Below are 14,966 nucleotides of genomic sequence, written 5' to 3'. Positions count from 1 at the left end.
GGCGGACATCCGTCCCGGATCTGACGCTCTGTCGACCGACGTGCCACGGGGTGTCGTCGCGCGCCCGTGGTCCCGCCCACCGCCGCGGCGGCTACTTCGCGCAGAGGTCGGTGTCGTCGGCCTGCACCCGCTGGATGTCGGTCGGGGTGCCGCTCGGCATCGGCGAGGCGGGGACGGCCGCGGCGGAGCTGCCGGAGCTCCCGGCACTGCCGGTGGTACCGGGGCCGCCCGGGGCGGGGCCGGTGTAGTCGGTGCCGATGACGACCACCAGGGCGTCCTTCGCGCCGAGCGAGGCGTTCTGCCGGATGGCCCCGGCGGGGAGCCCGAGGGCGGTGGCGAGGGCGGCCGCCTCCTCGGCGTGGCCGACCGGGTAGCCGATCGAACTGGCGCTCACCGGGCGGGCGTTGTCGCCGACCTCGGCCTTGGTGAACCCCTTGGCCTGGAGGTCGGCGGCGGCCCGGCCGGCCTGCCGGCCGACCCCGGTGCCGTTGCGCACGGTCACCTCGACCTCGGCCGGGTCCAGCAGGGGCAGCGGCGTCGGCCGCCCCGAGGCGCGGCTGGCGGCGGTGGCCGAGGAGCGGGCCCGGGCGGTGGCCGTCCGGCCGTCCGACGAGGTACCGGAGCCGGTGCCGTCGGCGCGGCCGGTGGCGGTCGTGGCGGTCGTGGCGGCGTCGCCGAGCGGCCGGTCCGCCGCGACGAGCGCGAACAGCTGCCCGGCGGAGGGCTGCCGGAGCACCAGCCGGTCCTTGTCGCGGGGGTCGTCGGCCACGGGCACGGTGGTGAAGGTGATGTGCCGGGTGTCGACCCGGCTCAGCTCCACCGCCAGGTCCTTGAGCCGCCGCACGTCGTCGATCCCGGAGTCCACGGTGAGCGCCCGGGTCGCGGCGTCCGCGAGGGCGAAGAGCTTGGTCGGGCTGGTCAGCGTGTCACTGGACTTGATCTTGCGGATCATCGAGCTCAGGAACTGCTGCTGGAGCGGGATCCGGGTCAGGTCGCCGCCGAAGCCGACGGCGTGCCGGGTGCGGACGAACGCCAGGGCCTCCTCGCCCTGCACCACGTGGCGCCCCCGGGACATCCGCAGGTGCGAGTCGGGGTCGTCGATGTCCTTGGCGGCGCAGACCTCGACGCCGCCGACCGCGGTCGACAGCGTTTTCACGGCCTCGAAGTTCACCATCATGAAGTGGTCGACGCGGATCCCGGTGAGCTTCTCGACCGTCGTCCAGGTGCAGCCGGGGTCGCGGCCGTCCTCGCCGAGGCTGCTGTTGAACATCGCCCGCTTCTCGCCGGGGATCCGCCGGCCGCCCGTCCGGCAGTCGGGGATCGGCACCATCAGGTCCCGCGGGATGCTCATCACCGTGGCGTTGCTGCGGTCCCTGGCGACGTGCAGCAGCAGGGTGGTGTCGGCGTGCCCGGCACTGCCCTCGTCGCCGTAGTCGCGGCCGAGGCCGACCCGGCTGTCGGTTCCGATGACCAGGATGTTGAGCGCGCCGTCGATCGCCCGCGGCCGGTCGGCGTCGGGGCCGACCTGGACGTCCACCGAGGAGATGTTCCCGGTGAAGTGCTGGTACGCGTAGTACGCGCCGCCGCAGCCGGCGACCAGGGCGAGTGCGGCGGTGACGGCCGTCCAGCGCAGCGCCCGGCGGCCGCGGCGGGCCTTGCGCGCACGGCGGTGCGCGGCTCTGCGGGCGGGGGCCTCCCCGGACACCGGAGCGGCGGACACCGGGCCGTCGGACACCGGGCCGTCGGACACCGGGGCGGCGTCCGCTCTGCGGCGTCCGCGGGCGGGCCGCCGGTCGAGCGGGCGGTTCTCGGGGGCGGCGGGGTCGTGCACCTGCGGGTCCGTCGGGCCGGCCGCGCGGGGAGGCGACCGGACCGCAGTCCGGACGCCGGTGTCCGCTGTTCATTGCGGACACCCTAGACGAGCCGCGGCGGCCTTCCGCCGCATCGCGGGCGAAGACAACCCCTGCTGATGAACGCTCAGTACAGGCGGAACGCCCGCACGTTCGCATCGGCGCCCGTGCGGGCGTTTCGCGGCGTGCGGGCGTTCGGGGGCGGGCAGGGGCGGGCGGGATCCGCCGGGCGCTGGGCCGAACGGCTCAGCCGAGCCGCACGGTCACCCGTTCGGCCTCGATCCGCTTCTCCCACTGCTCGGGGGTCAACGCGTCGGCGTTGCGGCAGATCACCACGGAGGCGCCGGCGGCCAGCGGGGCCAGCAGGCCCGCCTCCAGGCCGCTCCAACCGTCGTACGCGAGCGTCGACAGCACCCGGTCGCCGACGCCGATGCCGAGCCGCGCCGCACCCTCGCGGGCCAGGGCCACGGTCTGCTCACCCGTCAGCTTGAGCGGCATCCCGTCGACCTCGGTCTCCAGCGCCTGGGCCTGCGGGTCGACGGGCGAGTACGGGGCGAACCGGTCGCCCTGGCCGGGGACCTCGGCGGCGTAGTCGAGGAACCCGTCGGGGCGCTGCGGGAAGCGGCCGCCGAGCGGGCGCAGTGCGAGCGCCACCCGTTCGCCGGAACAGGCCTCGGCGGCCTCCAGTCCGTCCGGTCCGCTGATCACCAGGTCGGCGGCGGCGGGGTCGCCGCCGGGGATCACGGTCACCCCGACGGACCAGCAGGCCAGCAGCCAGACCGCGGTCTGCCAGTGGGCCGGGAGCAGCAGCGCGGCCCGGTCGTCGGGCCCGGCGTTGAGCTCGTCCTGGAGCAGGTTCGCGGTCTTGGCCACCCAGTTGTCGAAGGTCTTCGCGGACAGTTCGACTCTTTCGCCGGTCGAGTCGTCGTAGAAGGTGATCAGGGGGCGGGAGGGGTCGGCATCGGGGGCCCCGGGGCGCAGATAGGCGTGCAGCAGCTCGGCGGGGATGCGGGCGTCGGCAGCGAAAGGCGCAGTCATGGTGCAGTCCAGCCTACGGCCTCCGGTCGGACGCCCGGCAGGGGAGTGGGGCTTGGCGGGGCGACGTGGCGAGCAGGGTTTTTTGCCGTCAATATCCGATTTATGCGCCTTGAACGAAGGGCCGCCCTCGCGGCGGCCGTCACCACGACCACTCTGCTCCTCCAGTACCTGGCCGCCGTGCCCGCGCACGCCGGCCCCGACCCCGGTGGCGTGACCACCATCGACCTGGCGTCCGACCGGCGCGGCCCGGACACCCTGCGCCAGGTGACCCCACGTACCACCGGCACCTTCGCCCTGCTGGGCGTCAGCTGGGACAACCCGGAGGCCGCACTCGACGGCACCGTCCAGGTCCGCACCCGCTCGGCGCTGACCGGCGAGTGGAGCCCCTGGTACGACCTGCCGGCGGAACAGGACGACCGTCCGGACGAACCCACCGGCCGCGGTGCCACCGCCCCGCTCTGGGTGGGCCCGAGCAACGGCGTCGCCGTGCGGGTCGCCGCCGGCACGCATCCGTTCCCGGCCGGGCTGCGGGCCGAACTCGTCGACCCCGGGGCCGATCCGGCGAGCGCCCCCGAGCCCCGGCCGGCCGAATCCGCCCCTCGTACCGGCGCCGCCCCGCGGCCGGCCATCGTCACCCGGGCCGGCTGGGGGCCGACGAGTCGCTGCGCGAGCCGGGCTTCGTCTACACGGGCGACGTCCGGGTGGTCTTCGTCCACCACACCGACACCACCAACGACTACGCCTGCTCCGACGCCCCCAAGATGATCAGGTCGATCTACCAGTACCACGTCAAGAGCAACGGCTGGCGGGACATCGGCTACAACTTCCTCGTCGACCGCTGCGGCACCATCTACGAGGGCCGGGCCGGCGGCGTCGCCGAGCCCGTGCTCGGCGCCCACACCCTCGGCTTCAACACCAACTCCTCCGGCGTGGCCGCGCTCGGCACGTACGTCTCCGACCAGGCCCCGCAGGAGCAGATGGACGGCATCGCGCAGATCGCGGCCTGGAAGCTCGGCCTCACCGGCCGGGACGCCCAGAGCACCGCGACGCTGGTCTCCGCCTCCGACGGCAGCCTGTACAAGAAGGGCACCTCGGTGAAGTTCGACGCGATCTCCGGTCACCGGGACGCCTTCGCCACCGAGTGCCCCGGCGCCGCTCTCTACGACCGGCTCGGAGAGATCCGCACCGCCGCCTCCCGCCTGCAGGGCAACTGACCCGGCCACTCCTGAACCAGCCGCCGGCCGGACCGCACACCGGTCCGGCCGACGGCTGTCCGGGCCGGCCGTGTCACCGCCCCGGCGTATCGTTCGTGGCGCCCGGCCGCTGCAACCGCGCCGGGCGCGGCGGCAGGGCGGGCAGGGGCGGCGAGAGGAAGTGACGGGCGATGCCGGGCACGGTACGGCGATGGCGGCCCGGGTACCCGCTCGACCTCGCCCGGTGCCTCTTCCCGCTGCGCCGCGGCCCCGGCGACCCGTCCTTCCGGGGCGGCGCCGACGGATCGTTCTGGCGGGCCTCCCGCACCCCGGACGGCCCCGGCACGCTGCGGGTCGCCGTCCGTGACGGCGAGGTCGAGGGCCAGGCCTGGGGCCCCGGCGCCGCCTGGCTGCTGGCAGGGCTCCCGGACCTGCTCGGGGCCGCTGACGACCCGTCCGCGCTCGTGCTGCCGCCCGGCCCGCTGCGGGAGGCCCAGCGCGGCCACCCGGGGCTGCGGATGCTCCGCACCGGCCTGGTGATGGAGTCGCTGGTGCCCGCCGTGCTGGAGCAGAAGGTGACCACGGCCGAGGCGTACCGGGCCTGGCGCACGCTGCTGCGCGACTTCGGCACCCCGGCACCGGGCCCGTCCGCCGACCTGTGGGTGCCGCCGTCGGCGCGGGAGTGGGCGATGATCCCCAGCTGGGAGTGGCACCGGGCGGGCGTCGATCCGAAGCGGTCGGCGACCGTCGTCCGGGCCGCCCGGCTGGCACCCCGGCTGGAGGAGGCCTCGGCCCTCCCCGGTGAGCAGGCCTTCGCCCGGCTCACCGCGGTGCCGGGCATCGGCGTCTGGACGGCGGCGGAGACCCTCCAGCGCAGCAACGGCGACCCGGACGCGGTGTCGGTGGGCGACTACCACCTGCCCAACCTGGTCGGCTGGGCGCTGGCCGGGCGGCCGCGCAGCGACGACGCCCGGATGCTGGAGCTGCTGGAGCCGTACCGCCCGCAGCGCCACCGGGTCTGCCGGCTGATCGGCCTGACCGGCGCCCGCGCCCCGCGGTACGGGCCGCGGCTGGCCCCGAACGACCACCGCGGGCGGTAGCCGCCCCGCGGCTCAGCGCACGGCGAGGAACGGCTCCGCGGTGCGGGCCGGCCGTTCCCGCGGCGCCTCGGCGGGGCGGCCGACCGCGACCGCGCCCATCGGGTCCCAGCCGGCCGGCAGGTCCAGCGCCTCGCGCACGGTGTCCCGGCAGAACATCGTGGAGGACACCCAGGCGGTGCCGTAGCCCTCGCCGGTGAGGGCGACCAGCAGGTTCTGCACCGCCGCACCGATCGCGACGGTGAACATCTCCCGTTCGGCCGCGGCCCGTCGCCCGTCCGGGTAGTCGTGCGAGCCGTCCATCACCAGGCAGGGCACCACCAGGTACGGCGCGTTGCGCAGCACGTCGCCGCGGGCGGTGCGGCGGGCGATCTTCGCGTCGTCCCAGCCGTCGAGCTCGCGCAGGTCGCGCCGCCAGGCGTCGAGCATCGCGTCGAGCAGCCGTTCGCGGGTCCCCGCGCTCTCCAGCAGGACGAACCGCCAGGGGTGGTGTGGTGCGGCGCGGGTGCGGTCACGGCCGCGGCGACCGCGCGCCGCACGGCGGCCGGGTCCACCGGTTCGGCGGTGAACGCCCGGACGGTGCGGCGCAGGGTCACCGCCTGGCGCAGCGCCTCGGAGGTGCCGAGCCGGAACATGTCGTCGGCGGCCGGCCGGATCAGCGGCCGCACCCTTCGCCGTCCTCGGCGGTGACCAGGTGGGGCAGGCCGCGGACGACGGCGACCGGGGTGCCGCTGGCCTTGCCCTTGACCAGGTCGGCGGCGGCGGCGAGCTCGTCGGCGGTGGCGGTGACGGTGAGCCGCAGTTCGTTGCCGTGCGCGTCGGTGCGGCCGCGGTGGTCATCCAGCACGGGCAGGCCGGCGGCGCCGATCGCGACGTCGGTCAGGCCGGTGCGCCACGGCCGGCCGAAGGTGTCGGTGAGGACGACGGCGAGCCGGTGCCCGGTCAGCTCCGTCAGCCGGGCCCGGATGGCGCGGGCCGAGGCGTCCGGGTCCTCGGGCAGCAGCAGGACGGTGCCGGGGGCGGTGTTGGAGGCGTCGACGCCCGCGGCGGCCATCACCAGGCCGTTGCGGTTCTCGACGATCCGGGCCGGGCCGCGCCGGGCGACCACCCGGACGGTCTCGGCGTCGATGGCGGCCTCCCGGTCGGCGGCGTGCAGCAGCCGGCCCTCCGCCTTGCTGACGATCTTCGAGGTGACCAGCAGGATGTCGCCGTCCTGGAACTCGCCGTGTTTGGCGATCAGTTCGCCGAGGTCGGTGCCGGGCTCCACCTCGGGCATGCCGGTGACGGGGATGATCTCCAGGCTCATCCGCGGACCTCGGCGGCGAGCTCCAGCGCGGTGCGGGCCATCGCCGCAGTGGCCGGCACGTCGGTCATCATCAGCGGGACGGCGCGGCACCGGATGCCCGCCTCCTCGACGCCCTGCACGGCGTCCGCGTCGGAGGTGTCGACCAGCCAGCCGTCCAGCAGATCGGCGCCGTAGTACCGGGCCACCGCCTCGGCGGTGGTGTCGACGCCGACCGCGGCGAGCACCTTGTCGGCCATGCCGCGCACGGGTGCGCCGCCGACGATCGGGGACAGACCCACCACCGGCGCGGCGGCCGAGGCGACCGCCTGCCGGATGCCGGGCACCGCGAGGACGGTACCGATCGAGACCACCGGGTTGGACGGCGGCAGCAGGATCACGTCGGCGGCGGCGACGGCCTCCAGCACGCCGGGTGCCGGCTTCGCGGTGTCCGCACCGACCGGGATGATCGCCTCGGCGTCCACCGCGGCGTGCAGCCGCACCCAGTACTCCTGGAAGTGCACCGCGCGGGTGCCCTGTCCGTCGGTGATCCGGACGTGCGTCTCGACCCGGTCGTCGCTCATCGGGATCAGCCGTACGCCGGGCTGCCAGCGGTCGCAGAGGGCCTCGGTGACCGCGCTGAGCGGGTAGCCGGCGGAGATCATCTGGGTGCGGACGATGTGGGTGGCGAAGTCCCGGTCGCCGAGGCCGAACCACTCGGGCCCGACGCCGTACGCCTTCATCTCCTCCTTGACCGACCAGGTCTCGTCGGCCCGGCCCCAGCCCTGGTCCTCGTGGATGCCACCGCCGAGGGTGTACATCACGGTGTCGAGGTCGGGGCAGACCTTCAGACCGAAGAGGTGGATGTCGTCGCCGGTGTTGCCGATGACGGTGATCTCGTCCCCGGGGGCGACGGCCTCCTTGAGTCCGCGCAGGAAGCGCGCTCCGCCGATGCCGCCTGCCAGTGCCACGATGCGCATGGGCCCATCCTGCCAGCAGCTGCGGCCGCTACCGCGGTTCGGGCTGCAGCTCGGGCACGACCGCGCCGTACTGGTTCATCTCCACCAGGCCCGGGGTGTAGAGGTGGATGGAGACGGCGGGCTCCAGCGAGGCGTTGACCACCTCGTGCAGGTACCCGGCGGAGAACACCCGCCGGCTGCCGGGGCGCAGGACCCGGGTGCCCTCGCCGGACCGGGTCAGCGAGCGCTCGGTGAGCTCGCCCCGGACGACGGTCATCACGCCGGAGGACTGGCCGTGGTCGTGGAAGCCGCTGCTCTGGCCGGGCAGCCAGCTGAGCAGCCACACCTCGTAGCCGGGGCCGGTCTCCAGCCGGGCGTACCAGCGGGTCAGGGCGTCGTAGCCGACCAGCGGGGCCCAGCGGTCGCGGTCGGCCGCGATCTCGCGGACGAGCCGGGCGTAACCGGCGACGGTGGTGGGGTGCTCCGGCAGGTCGGTGCGGGCGAGGTGCGGGAAGGCCAGCGGGTCGCCGGCGATGGAGACGTCGCTCAGGCCGTCCGTCCAGGCCGGGCGCGGTGCGGCGAGCGGGACGGCGGTGGTGCGGCGGGTCAGGTTCTGCTTGCGGTCGCGGTTGCGCTGGCGGAGGCGGGGCATGCGCACGGGGCTGTCCTCGGAATGGGCCGGTCGGTCGGATTCAGCCGGTTCCGCGGGGTGCAGGGGGATCGTCTCTGCGGGACTGTCGCGCGGGCGGCCTCGTTGTTCGGGCTGTGGCGGCGCGCGGTGGGACGCGGGCGCCTAGATACAGCAGGAACAGAGGCGACAACAGAGCGAGCTCGCGGCGCGACTCACCGCGGCCTGGCGGCCGTGGCGGTGGGCGGCGGACTCTGACATGTGTGCAAGGAGACCGCAAGAGGGGCGGCAGTGTCAACCCGATCTGCCGGACATTCAGGTCACATCAGGCATGAACCACCGGATGGAGTGATAAATCAGCCTCTAGGTTTCGATGTGAAGATCGCCGGGAAGGCAGCCCCGTACCCGGGCAACCGGGCCGCCGTCGCAGACGTCCCTCCCTACGAGGGCCGCCGCCACCGGGGCGGCCCCTGCTGACGGAGTGCCAGCTCCCGGGTGGTCTCGGGCGGTTGCGCCCGCCCTGGGCCAGATGTCCGGGTTGTCCGGATATGTACACTAATGGTGGCGGCTTGGTTCCGGGGAGTGAATCCTCGACCCAATACCAGAGCTCGGCTTGACTGGGCCAGAGTGACGCAACTGTAATTTCACTCGTGTCGTTCCGCCGCTCAGGCAACGGCAACACCACGGGGACGCCAAGAGGGGCAGAGGAGGCGCGCCAGAATGAGCGAGCTCTTTGAGCTTTTGATCGGTGACGGCATCGCAGAGGAAGAGGAAGAGGAGCTCGGCTGGCAGGAGCGCGCCCTGTGCGCGCAGACCGACCCGGAGTCCTTCTTCCCCGAGAAGGGCGGTTCGACCCGCGAGGCCAAGAAGGTCTGCCTCGCCTGCGAGGTCCGCTCCGAGTGCCTGGAGTACGCCCTCGCCAACGACGAGCGCTTCGGCATCTGGGGCGGCCTCTCCGAGCGCGAGCGCCGTCGTCTCAAGAAGAGCGCGGTCCGACGAGCCGAAACCCCAGCTGTGCCGGGCGCCCCACCGAGCGGTGGGGCGCTTTCGCGTTCCCGCACCCGCCCTTCCCCAGGACCGGCGGCGCCGCCGACACGCAGAGCCGTTAGTGTGGTGCGCCATCCGGATGTCCGCCATCCGGGCCCGCGCAGCGCCACCCGCCCCCGCCGGCCCCGACGCACCGTCGGTGACCACGGTCCCCACCGGGCGGCACCGCGCACCACCCGCCGTCGCCAACCGGCTGCGTCCGCCGAAAAAACTGGGGCCCGCGAACTCGATGACTGTCTACAGCCACCAGAGCGGCTTCTCCGCTGCCCGGCCACCCGCGTACCCGCGCCACCTGGTCACCGCCGTGATCGTCTCGCACGACGGCGCCCGCTGGCTGCCGCAGGCACTGGCCGGCCTGCTCGGCCAGGACCGCCCCGTGCAGCGCATCCTCGCCGTCGACACCGGCTCCACCGACGCCTCCCCGCAGCTCCTCCAGGACACCCTCGGCGACTGGCTCCCGGAGAGCGGCCCCCTCGTCCTCGGCCGCCGCTCCGGCTTCGGCAACGCCGTCGCCCAGGCCGTCTTCAACAGCCCGCCGCTGCGCCCCGAGGACCTCACGTACAGCCTCGACCCGTCCGGCTACGACCCGGTCACCGGCGGCTGGGACGACTTCGGCGACCCCCTCGGCCAGCAGGACGACCTCGGCCGCGGCGGCCCCCGCGAGAGCCACCCCGTCGAATGGCTCTGGCTGCTCCACGACGACTGCGAGCCGCAGACCGACGCGCTGCGCCGTCTCCTGCAGGTCGCCGACTCCACGCCCACCGCCGCCGTCGTCGGCCCCAAGCTGCGCAGCTGGTACGACCGCCGCCAGCTGCTGGAGGTCGGCGTCACCATCGCCCGCTCCGGCCGCCGCTGGACGGGCCTGGACCGCCGCGAGCAGGACCAGGGGCAGCACGACCAGGTCCGCCCGGTGCTCGCCGTCTCCAGCGCCGGCATGCTGGTGCGCCGCGACGTCTTCGAGGAGCTCGGCGGCTTCGACAAGGCGCTCCCGCTGATGCGCGACGACACCGACTTCTGCTGGCGGGTCAACGCCGCCGGCCACCGCGTCGTCGTCGCCCCCGACGCCGTGCTGCGGCACGCCGAGGCGGCCAGCCGCGAACGCCGCTCCATCGACTGCGCCGCCGAGCACCCGCACCGGGTCGACAAGGCCGGCGCGGTCTACACCCTGCTCGCCAACTCCCGCGGCGTGCTCTTCCCATACGTGCTGTTCCGGCTGATCGTCGGCACCCTGCTGCGGGTGCTGGCCAACCTCGTCGGCAAGGACCCCCGGCAGGCGTTCGACGAGCTCGCCGGCCTCGGCCACGAGCTCGTCCGGCTGCCCCGGCTGCTGCTCGCGCGCAAACGGCGCAGGCGCACCCGCTCCGCCGACGCCCTCGACGACCGCAGCCTCTTCCCGGCCCCCGGCGCCACCGCCCGCCTCGCCCTCGAGACCGCCATCGCCTCGCTGGGCATCGGCGGCAGCGACGACGCCGGCGCCGGCCGGCACGGCTCCGTCGAGTCCGGCCCCGGCGACGACGACGCCGACGACCTGGTCGTCGAGCAGTTCGTGCTGCTCAAGAAGATCGTGCGGCGCCCCGCCCCGGTGCTCTTCGGCGCCCTCCTGGTCTTCGCCCTCGTCGCCTGCCGCAGCCTGCTGGGCGGCGGCGACCTGCTCGGCGGCAACCTGCTCCCGGCCTCCGACGGCTTCTCCGGCCTGTGGAGCGCCTACGCCGACTCCTGGCACCCCGTCGGCACCGGCTCCACCGCCGCCGCACCGCCCTACCTCGCGGTGCTCGCCCTGCTCTCCGGGCTGTTCTTCGGCAACGCCAACCTGGCGCTCACCCTGGTCGTGGTGCTGTCCGTGCCGCTCGCCGCGGTCAGCGCCTACCTGGTCTCGCGGCCGCTGATCGAGTCCAAGATCGTCCGCGCCTGGGCCAGCGCCACCTACGCGCTGCTCCCCGCCGCGACCGGCGCGCTCGCCCAGGGCCGGATCGGCACCGCGGTGCTCGCCGTCACGCTCCCGCCGCTGGCCCGTGCCGCGGCCATCGCGGCCGGCCTCGGCATCCGCACCGAGAGCGCCGCCCGCGGCGCCCGGCCCGGCTGGCGGCCGGTCTGGATGGCCGCCTTCATGCTCATGCTGTCCACCGCGTTCGTCCCGCTCGCCTGGGCCATCGCCGTCCCGCTGTCGCTCGCCGCGCTCGCGCACGCCGTGCTGCGCGGCGGCGCCTTCGGGTCCGGCGGCTCGGCGCTGCGGCTGCTCGGCCTGCGGGTGCTGGTCATCCTGGGCGTCCCCGTCCTGGTGCTCGCGCCCTGGTCGCTCCAGGTGCTGTCGCACCCTCGCGGCTGCTGCTGGAGGCCGGCGTCCCCGGCTTCAGCGGCTCCGGCGCGACCCCGCTCGGCCTGCTGCTGACCAACCCCGGCGGCGCCGGCACCCCGCCGTTCTGGCTCTCCGCCGGCGTGGTGCTCGCCGCGCTCGCCGCCCTGCTGCGCGCCGACCGCCGCCGCGCGGTGCTCGCCGCCTGGGGTGCGGCCGGCGCCGGCCTGCTGTTCGCCGTCCTGGTCGCGGGCACCGAGGTGACGCCCGCGTCCGGCGGCCCGGCCGTCGCCGCCTGGGCGGGCCCCGCCACCCTGCTGACCGGCGTCGCCCTGCTGGCGGCCGCCGCGATCGGCGCGGACGGCGCCAACGCCCGCGTCTCCGGCATCGCCTTCGGCTGGCGCCAGCCGGTCGCCGCCCTGGTGCTCTTCTCGGCCGCGCTGGCCCCGCTCGGCACCGGTCTGTGGTGGGCCGTCACCGGCGCCGACGGGCCGCTGCACCGCAGCCAGGAGGCCCAGCTTCCCGCGTTCATCGCCGAGCAGGCCACCACCACCGACCGCTCCCGCACCCTCGTGCTGACCGGCCCGGCCAACGGCGCCACCGTGGGCTACGCCCTCGTCCGCGGCGCCGGAATGACCCTCGGTCAGGCCGAAGCCACCGTGGACGCCGCCGACGACGACGGCCTCGGCGGGCTCACCGGCCGGCTGCTGGCCGGTTCCGGCGGTGACCAGGCAAAGGCCCTCGCCGCCTTCGGCATCGGCTACGTCGAGGTCAAGGACCCGCTGACCGCCAGGGTGCGGGACGTGCTGGACACCACCCCCGGCATCACCCGGCTCAGCCAGGGCCACGGCATCGGCCTCTGGCAGGTCGACGGCGCCGTCGCGACCAGGGTGACGATCGTCCCGCCGAAGGGCGGCGCCGTGCTGCCCGTCCGGTCCGGCGCGCACGACGTGTACACCAGCATCCCGGCAGGCCCGACGGGCCGCGTGCTCCGCCTCGCCGAACACGCCGACCCGGACTGGCAGGCCACCCTCGACGGCACGCCGCTGCACCCGGTCACGCTCGACGGCGACTGGGCGCAGGCCTTCGAACTCCCGGCCTCCGGCGGCCGGCTGGACGTCACCAGGACGGGCAGCCTGGCGCACACCGGCTGGATCGCCGGTCAGCTGCTGCTCGGCCTGGTCGTCCTGGTGCTGGCCCTGCCCGGCCGGCGCAGCCACAAGGACGACGACCTGCCCGAGGAGGTCGTCGCCGCCCAGGCGCTCGCGGCGGCCGCCGAGGCGCCGCTGCCCGGCAGCCGCCGGGCACGCCGGATGGCCGAGCGCGGCGAGGGCGAGGGCGACGGCACCGACCCGTCCGGCGTCTACGCCGGCGGCCCCGACCAGGGCGGCGCCGACCCCGGCCACCCGGACGCGGACGAGTCGTTCGCCGACCCGTACCAGGCCGACCCGTACCAGGGCACCGGCTACCAGGACGCGTACGGCTGGGAGCAGTCCGCGCAGGGCACGCCCGAGCCGGAGGGCGCCGCCGACGGCCAGGGCTACGAGCAGGGGTACGAGCAGGGCTACGACCCGCAGGCCTACCCCGTCGGCTACCAGCAGCAGTACGACCAGCAGGGGTACGACCAGTCGGGGTACCAGCAGCCCGGCCAGGACCAGGGCTACCAGCCCCAGCCCGGCTACGAGGGCGGCCAGTACGCCGACCCGTACGCCCCCTACGGCTACGAGCAGCAGCAGTACCAGGGCGGTCACCCGGCCGAGCAGGAGCAGCCCTGGGTCCCGGGGCAGCAGCAGGGCGAGCCCTACTACGACCCCAACGCGGCGCACCAGGACGGCTACGGCAACGGCGGGCACCCGCACCACCACGGATCGGGGAGCTGACCCGCGATGAAGAAGCCCAGCATCAAGGCGCCCGCGCTGAAGGCCCCGAAGCTCAAGGAGAGCCTGCGCCGTCCCGCCCTCGGCGGCGGCCTGCCCGGCGGCAGCCGCACCGGGCAGTCGCTGCTGGCCGCCGCGGCCGTGCTCGGCGTGGTGTTCGGCCTCGCCGAGCTCCGGCCCCCGGCGGCCCCGACCGCCGTGGGCGGTCACGGTACGGCGACCACCTCGCAGGTCGAGCGGACGGCCGCGGTCTGCCCGCCGCCGCGCCAGGGCCTGATCGGGACGACCACGCAGACCCTGTTCAACCCGGCGACCGACGCGGCCAAGGGCACCGGCACCCTGACCGACCTCGCGCCGCCGGCGGCGGCCCCGGCGCCGTCCGCCGCGGCCCCGTCGGGCAGCGCGTCCGGCTCGCCCTCGGCGAACCCCTCCACCGGGGCGTCCGCCCCGGCCGGCGGCCAGGCCGCGGCGCCCGCCCGGCTCACCCTGGCCAAGCCCGGTGTGCCGGTGACCGGCACCGCCCCCGACGGCGACGCCCCGGCCACGGTGGCCGGCGCCAGTGGCGCCTTCGCCCCCGGCTTCAGCGTGTCGCAGACGACCTCGGTCTCCGACCAGAGCCGGCTCGGGCTGTCGGGCGTCACCTGCGAGGCGTCCGGGACGGACTTCTGGTTCGTCGGCGGCAGCACCGCGGCGGACCGCAACGACTACGTGACCCTGGTCAACGCCGACTCCTCCCCGGCGACCGTCGACGTCCGGCTGTTCGGCGACAAGGGCGAGCTCACCACCGAGGGCGGTACCGGCATCTCGATGGCGCCCGGCACCTCCCAGGCGTTGCTGCTCAAGCCGATGCTCAAGGACGAGGTCGCCGACCTCGCGGTGCACGTCGTGGTGCGCGGTGGCCGGGTCGCCGCCGGGGTGAACGCGGCCCAGCAGGGCAAGGGCTCGGACTGGATCGCCGCCTCGGCGGCGCCGGCCGCCACCCAGATCATGCCCGGGCTCCCCGCGGACCTCACCTCCTCCCGTCTGGTGGTCGCGGCCCCGGCCGACGACGACGCCGACCTGAAGATCCAGGTCTCCGGGAAGAACGGCTGGTTCACCCCGGCGGGCAAGGAGACCCTGCACGTCAAGGCCGGCATGGTCGCCGCCCTCGACCTGGGGAGCCTCAACCACGGCGAGGCCGGTGCGATCAGGATCAGCCCGAGCGACCCGGCCCACCCGACGCCGGTGGTGGCCACCGTCCGGGTGGACCGCAGCAACAACGGCAAGGCCGAGGCCGCCTGGATCGCCGCCGCGCAGCCGGTCGGCAAGCGCGCCAGCATCGCGGAGAACCGCGGCGGCGGCGCCACCACGCTCTACCTGACCGCGGGCGGCGCCTCGGCCGCCAAGGTCCGGCTGACCGCCTCGGCCGGCAGTGGCGGCGGCACCCCCGCGACCAAGGACGTCGACGTGCCCGCCGGCACCACGGTGGCCGTCCAGGGCCTGGAGCCGGCCGGTCTGAAGGACGTGTACGGCATCACCGCCGAGACGCTGTCCGGCGGGTCGGTGTTCGCGGCGCGGATGCTGGCGGTCAACCAGAAGGACGTCCCGGCCTTCACCGTCCAGGCCTTCCACGACGACCACAGCACGGTGACCGTGCCGTTCGCCGAGAGCGACCCGGGCCTGCTGCTGCGCTGAGCGGCGTGGGGGCGGCCGGCCGACCGCC

The 14,966-nt window shown here is 75.3% G+C and carries 8 protein-coding genes and 3 pseudogenes; 6 read left to right on the top strand and 5 right to left on the bottom strand.

Going from position 1 to position 14,966, the window contains the following annotated elements; genetic code table 11:
• Positions 1-91 precede the first annotated feature (91 nt).
• Both ABEB13_RS16735 and ABEB13_RS16730 read right to left on the bottom strand, forming a co-directional pair.
• A complete protein-coding gene (locus tag ABEB13_RS16735; protein ID WP_345706153.1) occupies positions 92-1,831 on the bottom strand; it encodes an LCP family protein in 1,740 nt (579 codons plus the stop codon).
• Positions 1,832-2,096: 265 nt separating this feature from the next.
• Positions 2,097-2,888, bottom strand: coding sequence for a TIGR03089 family protein (locus tag ABEB13_RS16730; protein ID WP_345706152.1), 792 nt, complete (start codon positions 2,886-2,888; stop codon positions 2,097-2,099).
• Between the two features lie 102 nt (positions 2,889-2,990).
• Here ABEB13_RS16730 and ABEB13_RS16725 point away from each other — a divergent pair, with 102 nt between their 5' ends.
• The 3 genes from ABEB13_RS16725 to ABEB13_RS16715 all read left to right on the top strand — a co-directional run bounded on the left by ABEB13_RS16725 (position 2,991) and on the right by ABEB13_RS16715 (position 5,181).
• Positions 2,991-3,653 (top strand): hypothetical protein, encoded by a 663-nt coding sequence (locus ABEB13_RS16725; RefSeq protein WP_345706151.1) that lies wholly within the window; start codon positions 2,991-2,993, stop codon positions 3,651-3,653.
• Positions 3,590-4,102 (top strand): peptidoglycan recognition protein family protein, encoded by a 513-nt coding sequence (locus ABEB13_RS16720; protein ID WP_345706150.1) that lies wholly within the window; start codon positions 3,590-3,592, stop codon positions 4,100-4,102. Before ABEB13_RS16725 ends, ABEB13_RS16720 begins: the two co-directional genes overlap by 64 nt.
• A 170-nt stretch (positions 4,103-4,272) precedes the next feature.
• Positions 4,273-5,181 carry a DNA-3-methyladenine glycosylase family protein gene (locus ABEB13_RS16715; RefSeq protein ID WP_345706149.1) on the top strand — a complete coding sequence of 303 codons (909 nt, stop codon included), beginning with the start codon at positions 4,273-4,275 and terminating at the stop codon, positions 5,179-5,181.
• Positions 5,182-5,193: 12 nt separating this feature from the next.
• Here the strand turns inward: ABEB13_RS16715 and ABEB13_RS16710 are convergent.
• The 3 genes and pseudogenes from ABEB13_RS16710 to ABEB13_RS16700 form a co-directional block, all read right to left on the bottom strand.
• A pseudogene (locus ABEB13_RS16710) lies at positions 5,194-6,484 on the bottom strand (coenzyme F420-0:L-glutamate ligase).
• On the bottom strand, positions 6,481-7,440 hold the full coding sequence (gene cofD, locus ABEB13_RS16705; RefSeq protein WP_345706148.1) for a 2-phospho-L-lactate transferase: 960 nt from the start codon (positions 7,438-7,440) through the stop codon (positions 6,481-6,483). The pseudogene ABEB13_RS16710 and the gene cofD overlap by 4 nt, the downstream one beginning before the upstream one ends.
• A gap of 28 nt (positions 7,441-7,468) precedes the next feature.
• Positions 7,469-8,077, bottom strand: coding sequence for a cysteine dioxygenase (locus tag ABEB13_RS16700; protein WP_345706147.1), 609 nt, complete (start codon positions 8,075-8,077; stop codon positions 7,469-7,471).
• 690 nt (positions 8,078-8,767) lie between these two features.
• Between ABEB13_RS16700 and ABEB13_RS40595 the strand changes: the two are divergent.
• The 3 genes and pseudogenes from ABEB13_RS40595 to ABEB13_RS16685 all read left to right on the top strand — a co-directional run.
• A pseudogene (locus ABEB13_RS40595) lies at positions 8,768-9,013 on the top strand (WhiB family transcriptional regulator); the annotation flags it as partial.
• Positions 9,014-9,323: 310 nt separating this feature from the next.
• A pseudogene (locus ABEB13_RS40590) lies at positions 9,324-13,267 on the top strand (glycosyltransferase).
• Positions 13,268-13,273: 6 nt separating this feature from the next.
• Positions 13,274-14,938, top strand: a complete 1,665-nt coding sequence (locus ABEB13_RS16685) for a DUF5719 family protein (protein WP_345706144.1) — start codon at positions 13,274-13,276, stop codon at positions 14,936-14,938.
• The last annotated feature ends 28 nt before the right edge of the window (positions 14,939-14,966 follow it).

Origin of the sequence: Kitasatospora paranensis (assembly GCF_039544005.1) — a bacterium.
Classification (GTDB): Bacteria; Actinomycetota; Actinomycetes; order Streptomycetales; family Streptomycetaceae; genus Kitasatospora; species Kitasatospora paranensis.
This window is presented reverse-complemented; position numbering and strand designations above follow the sequence as displayed.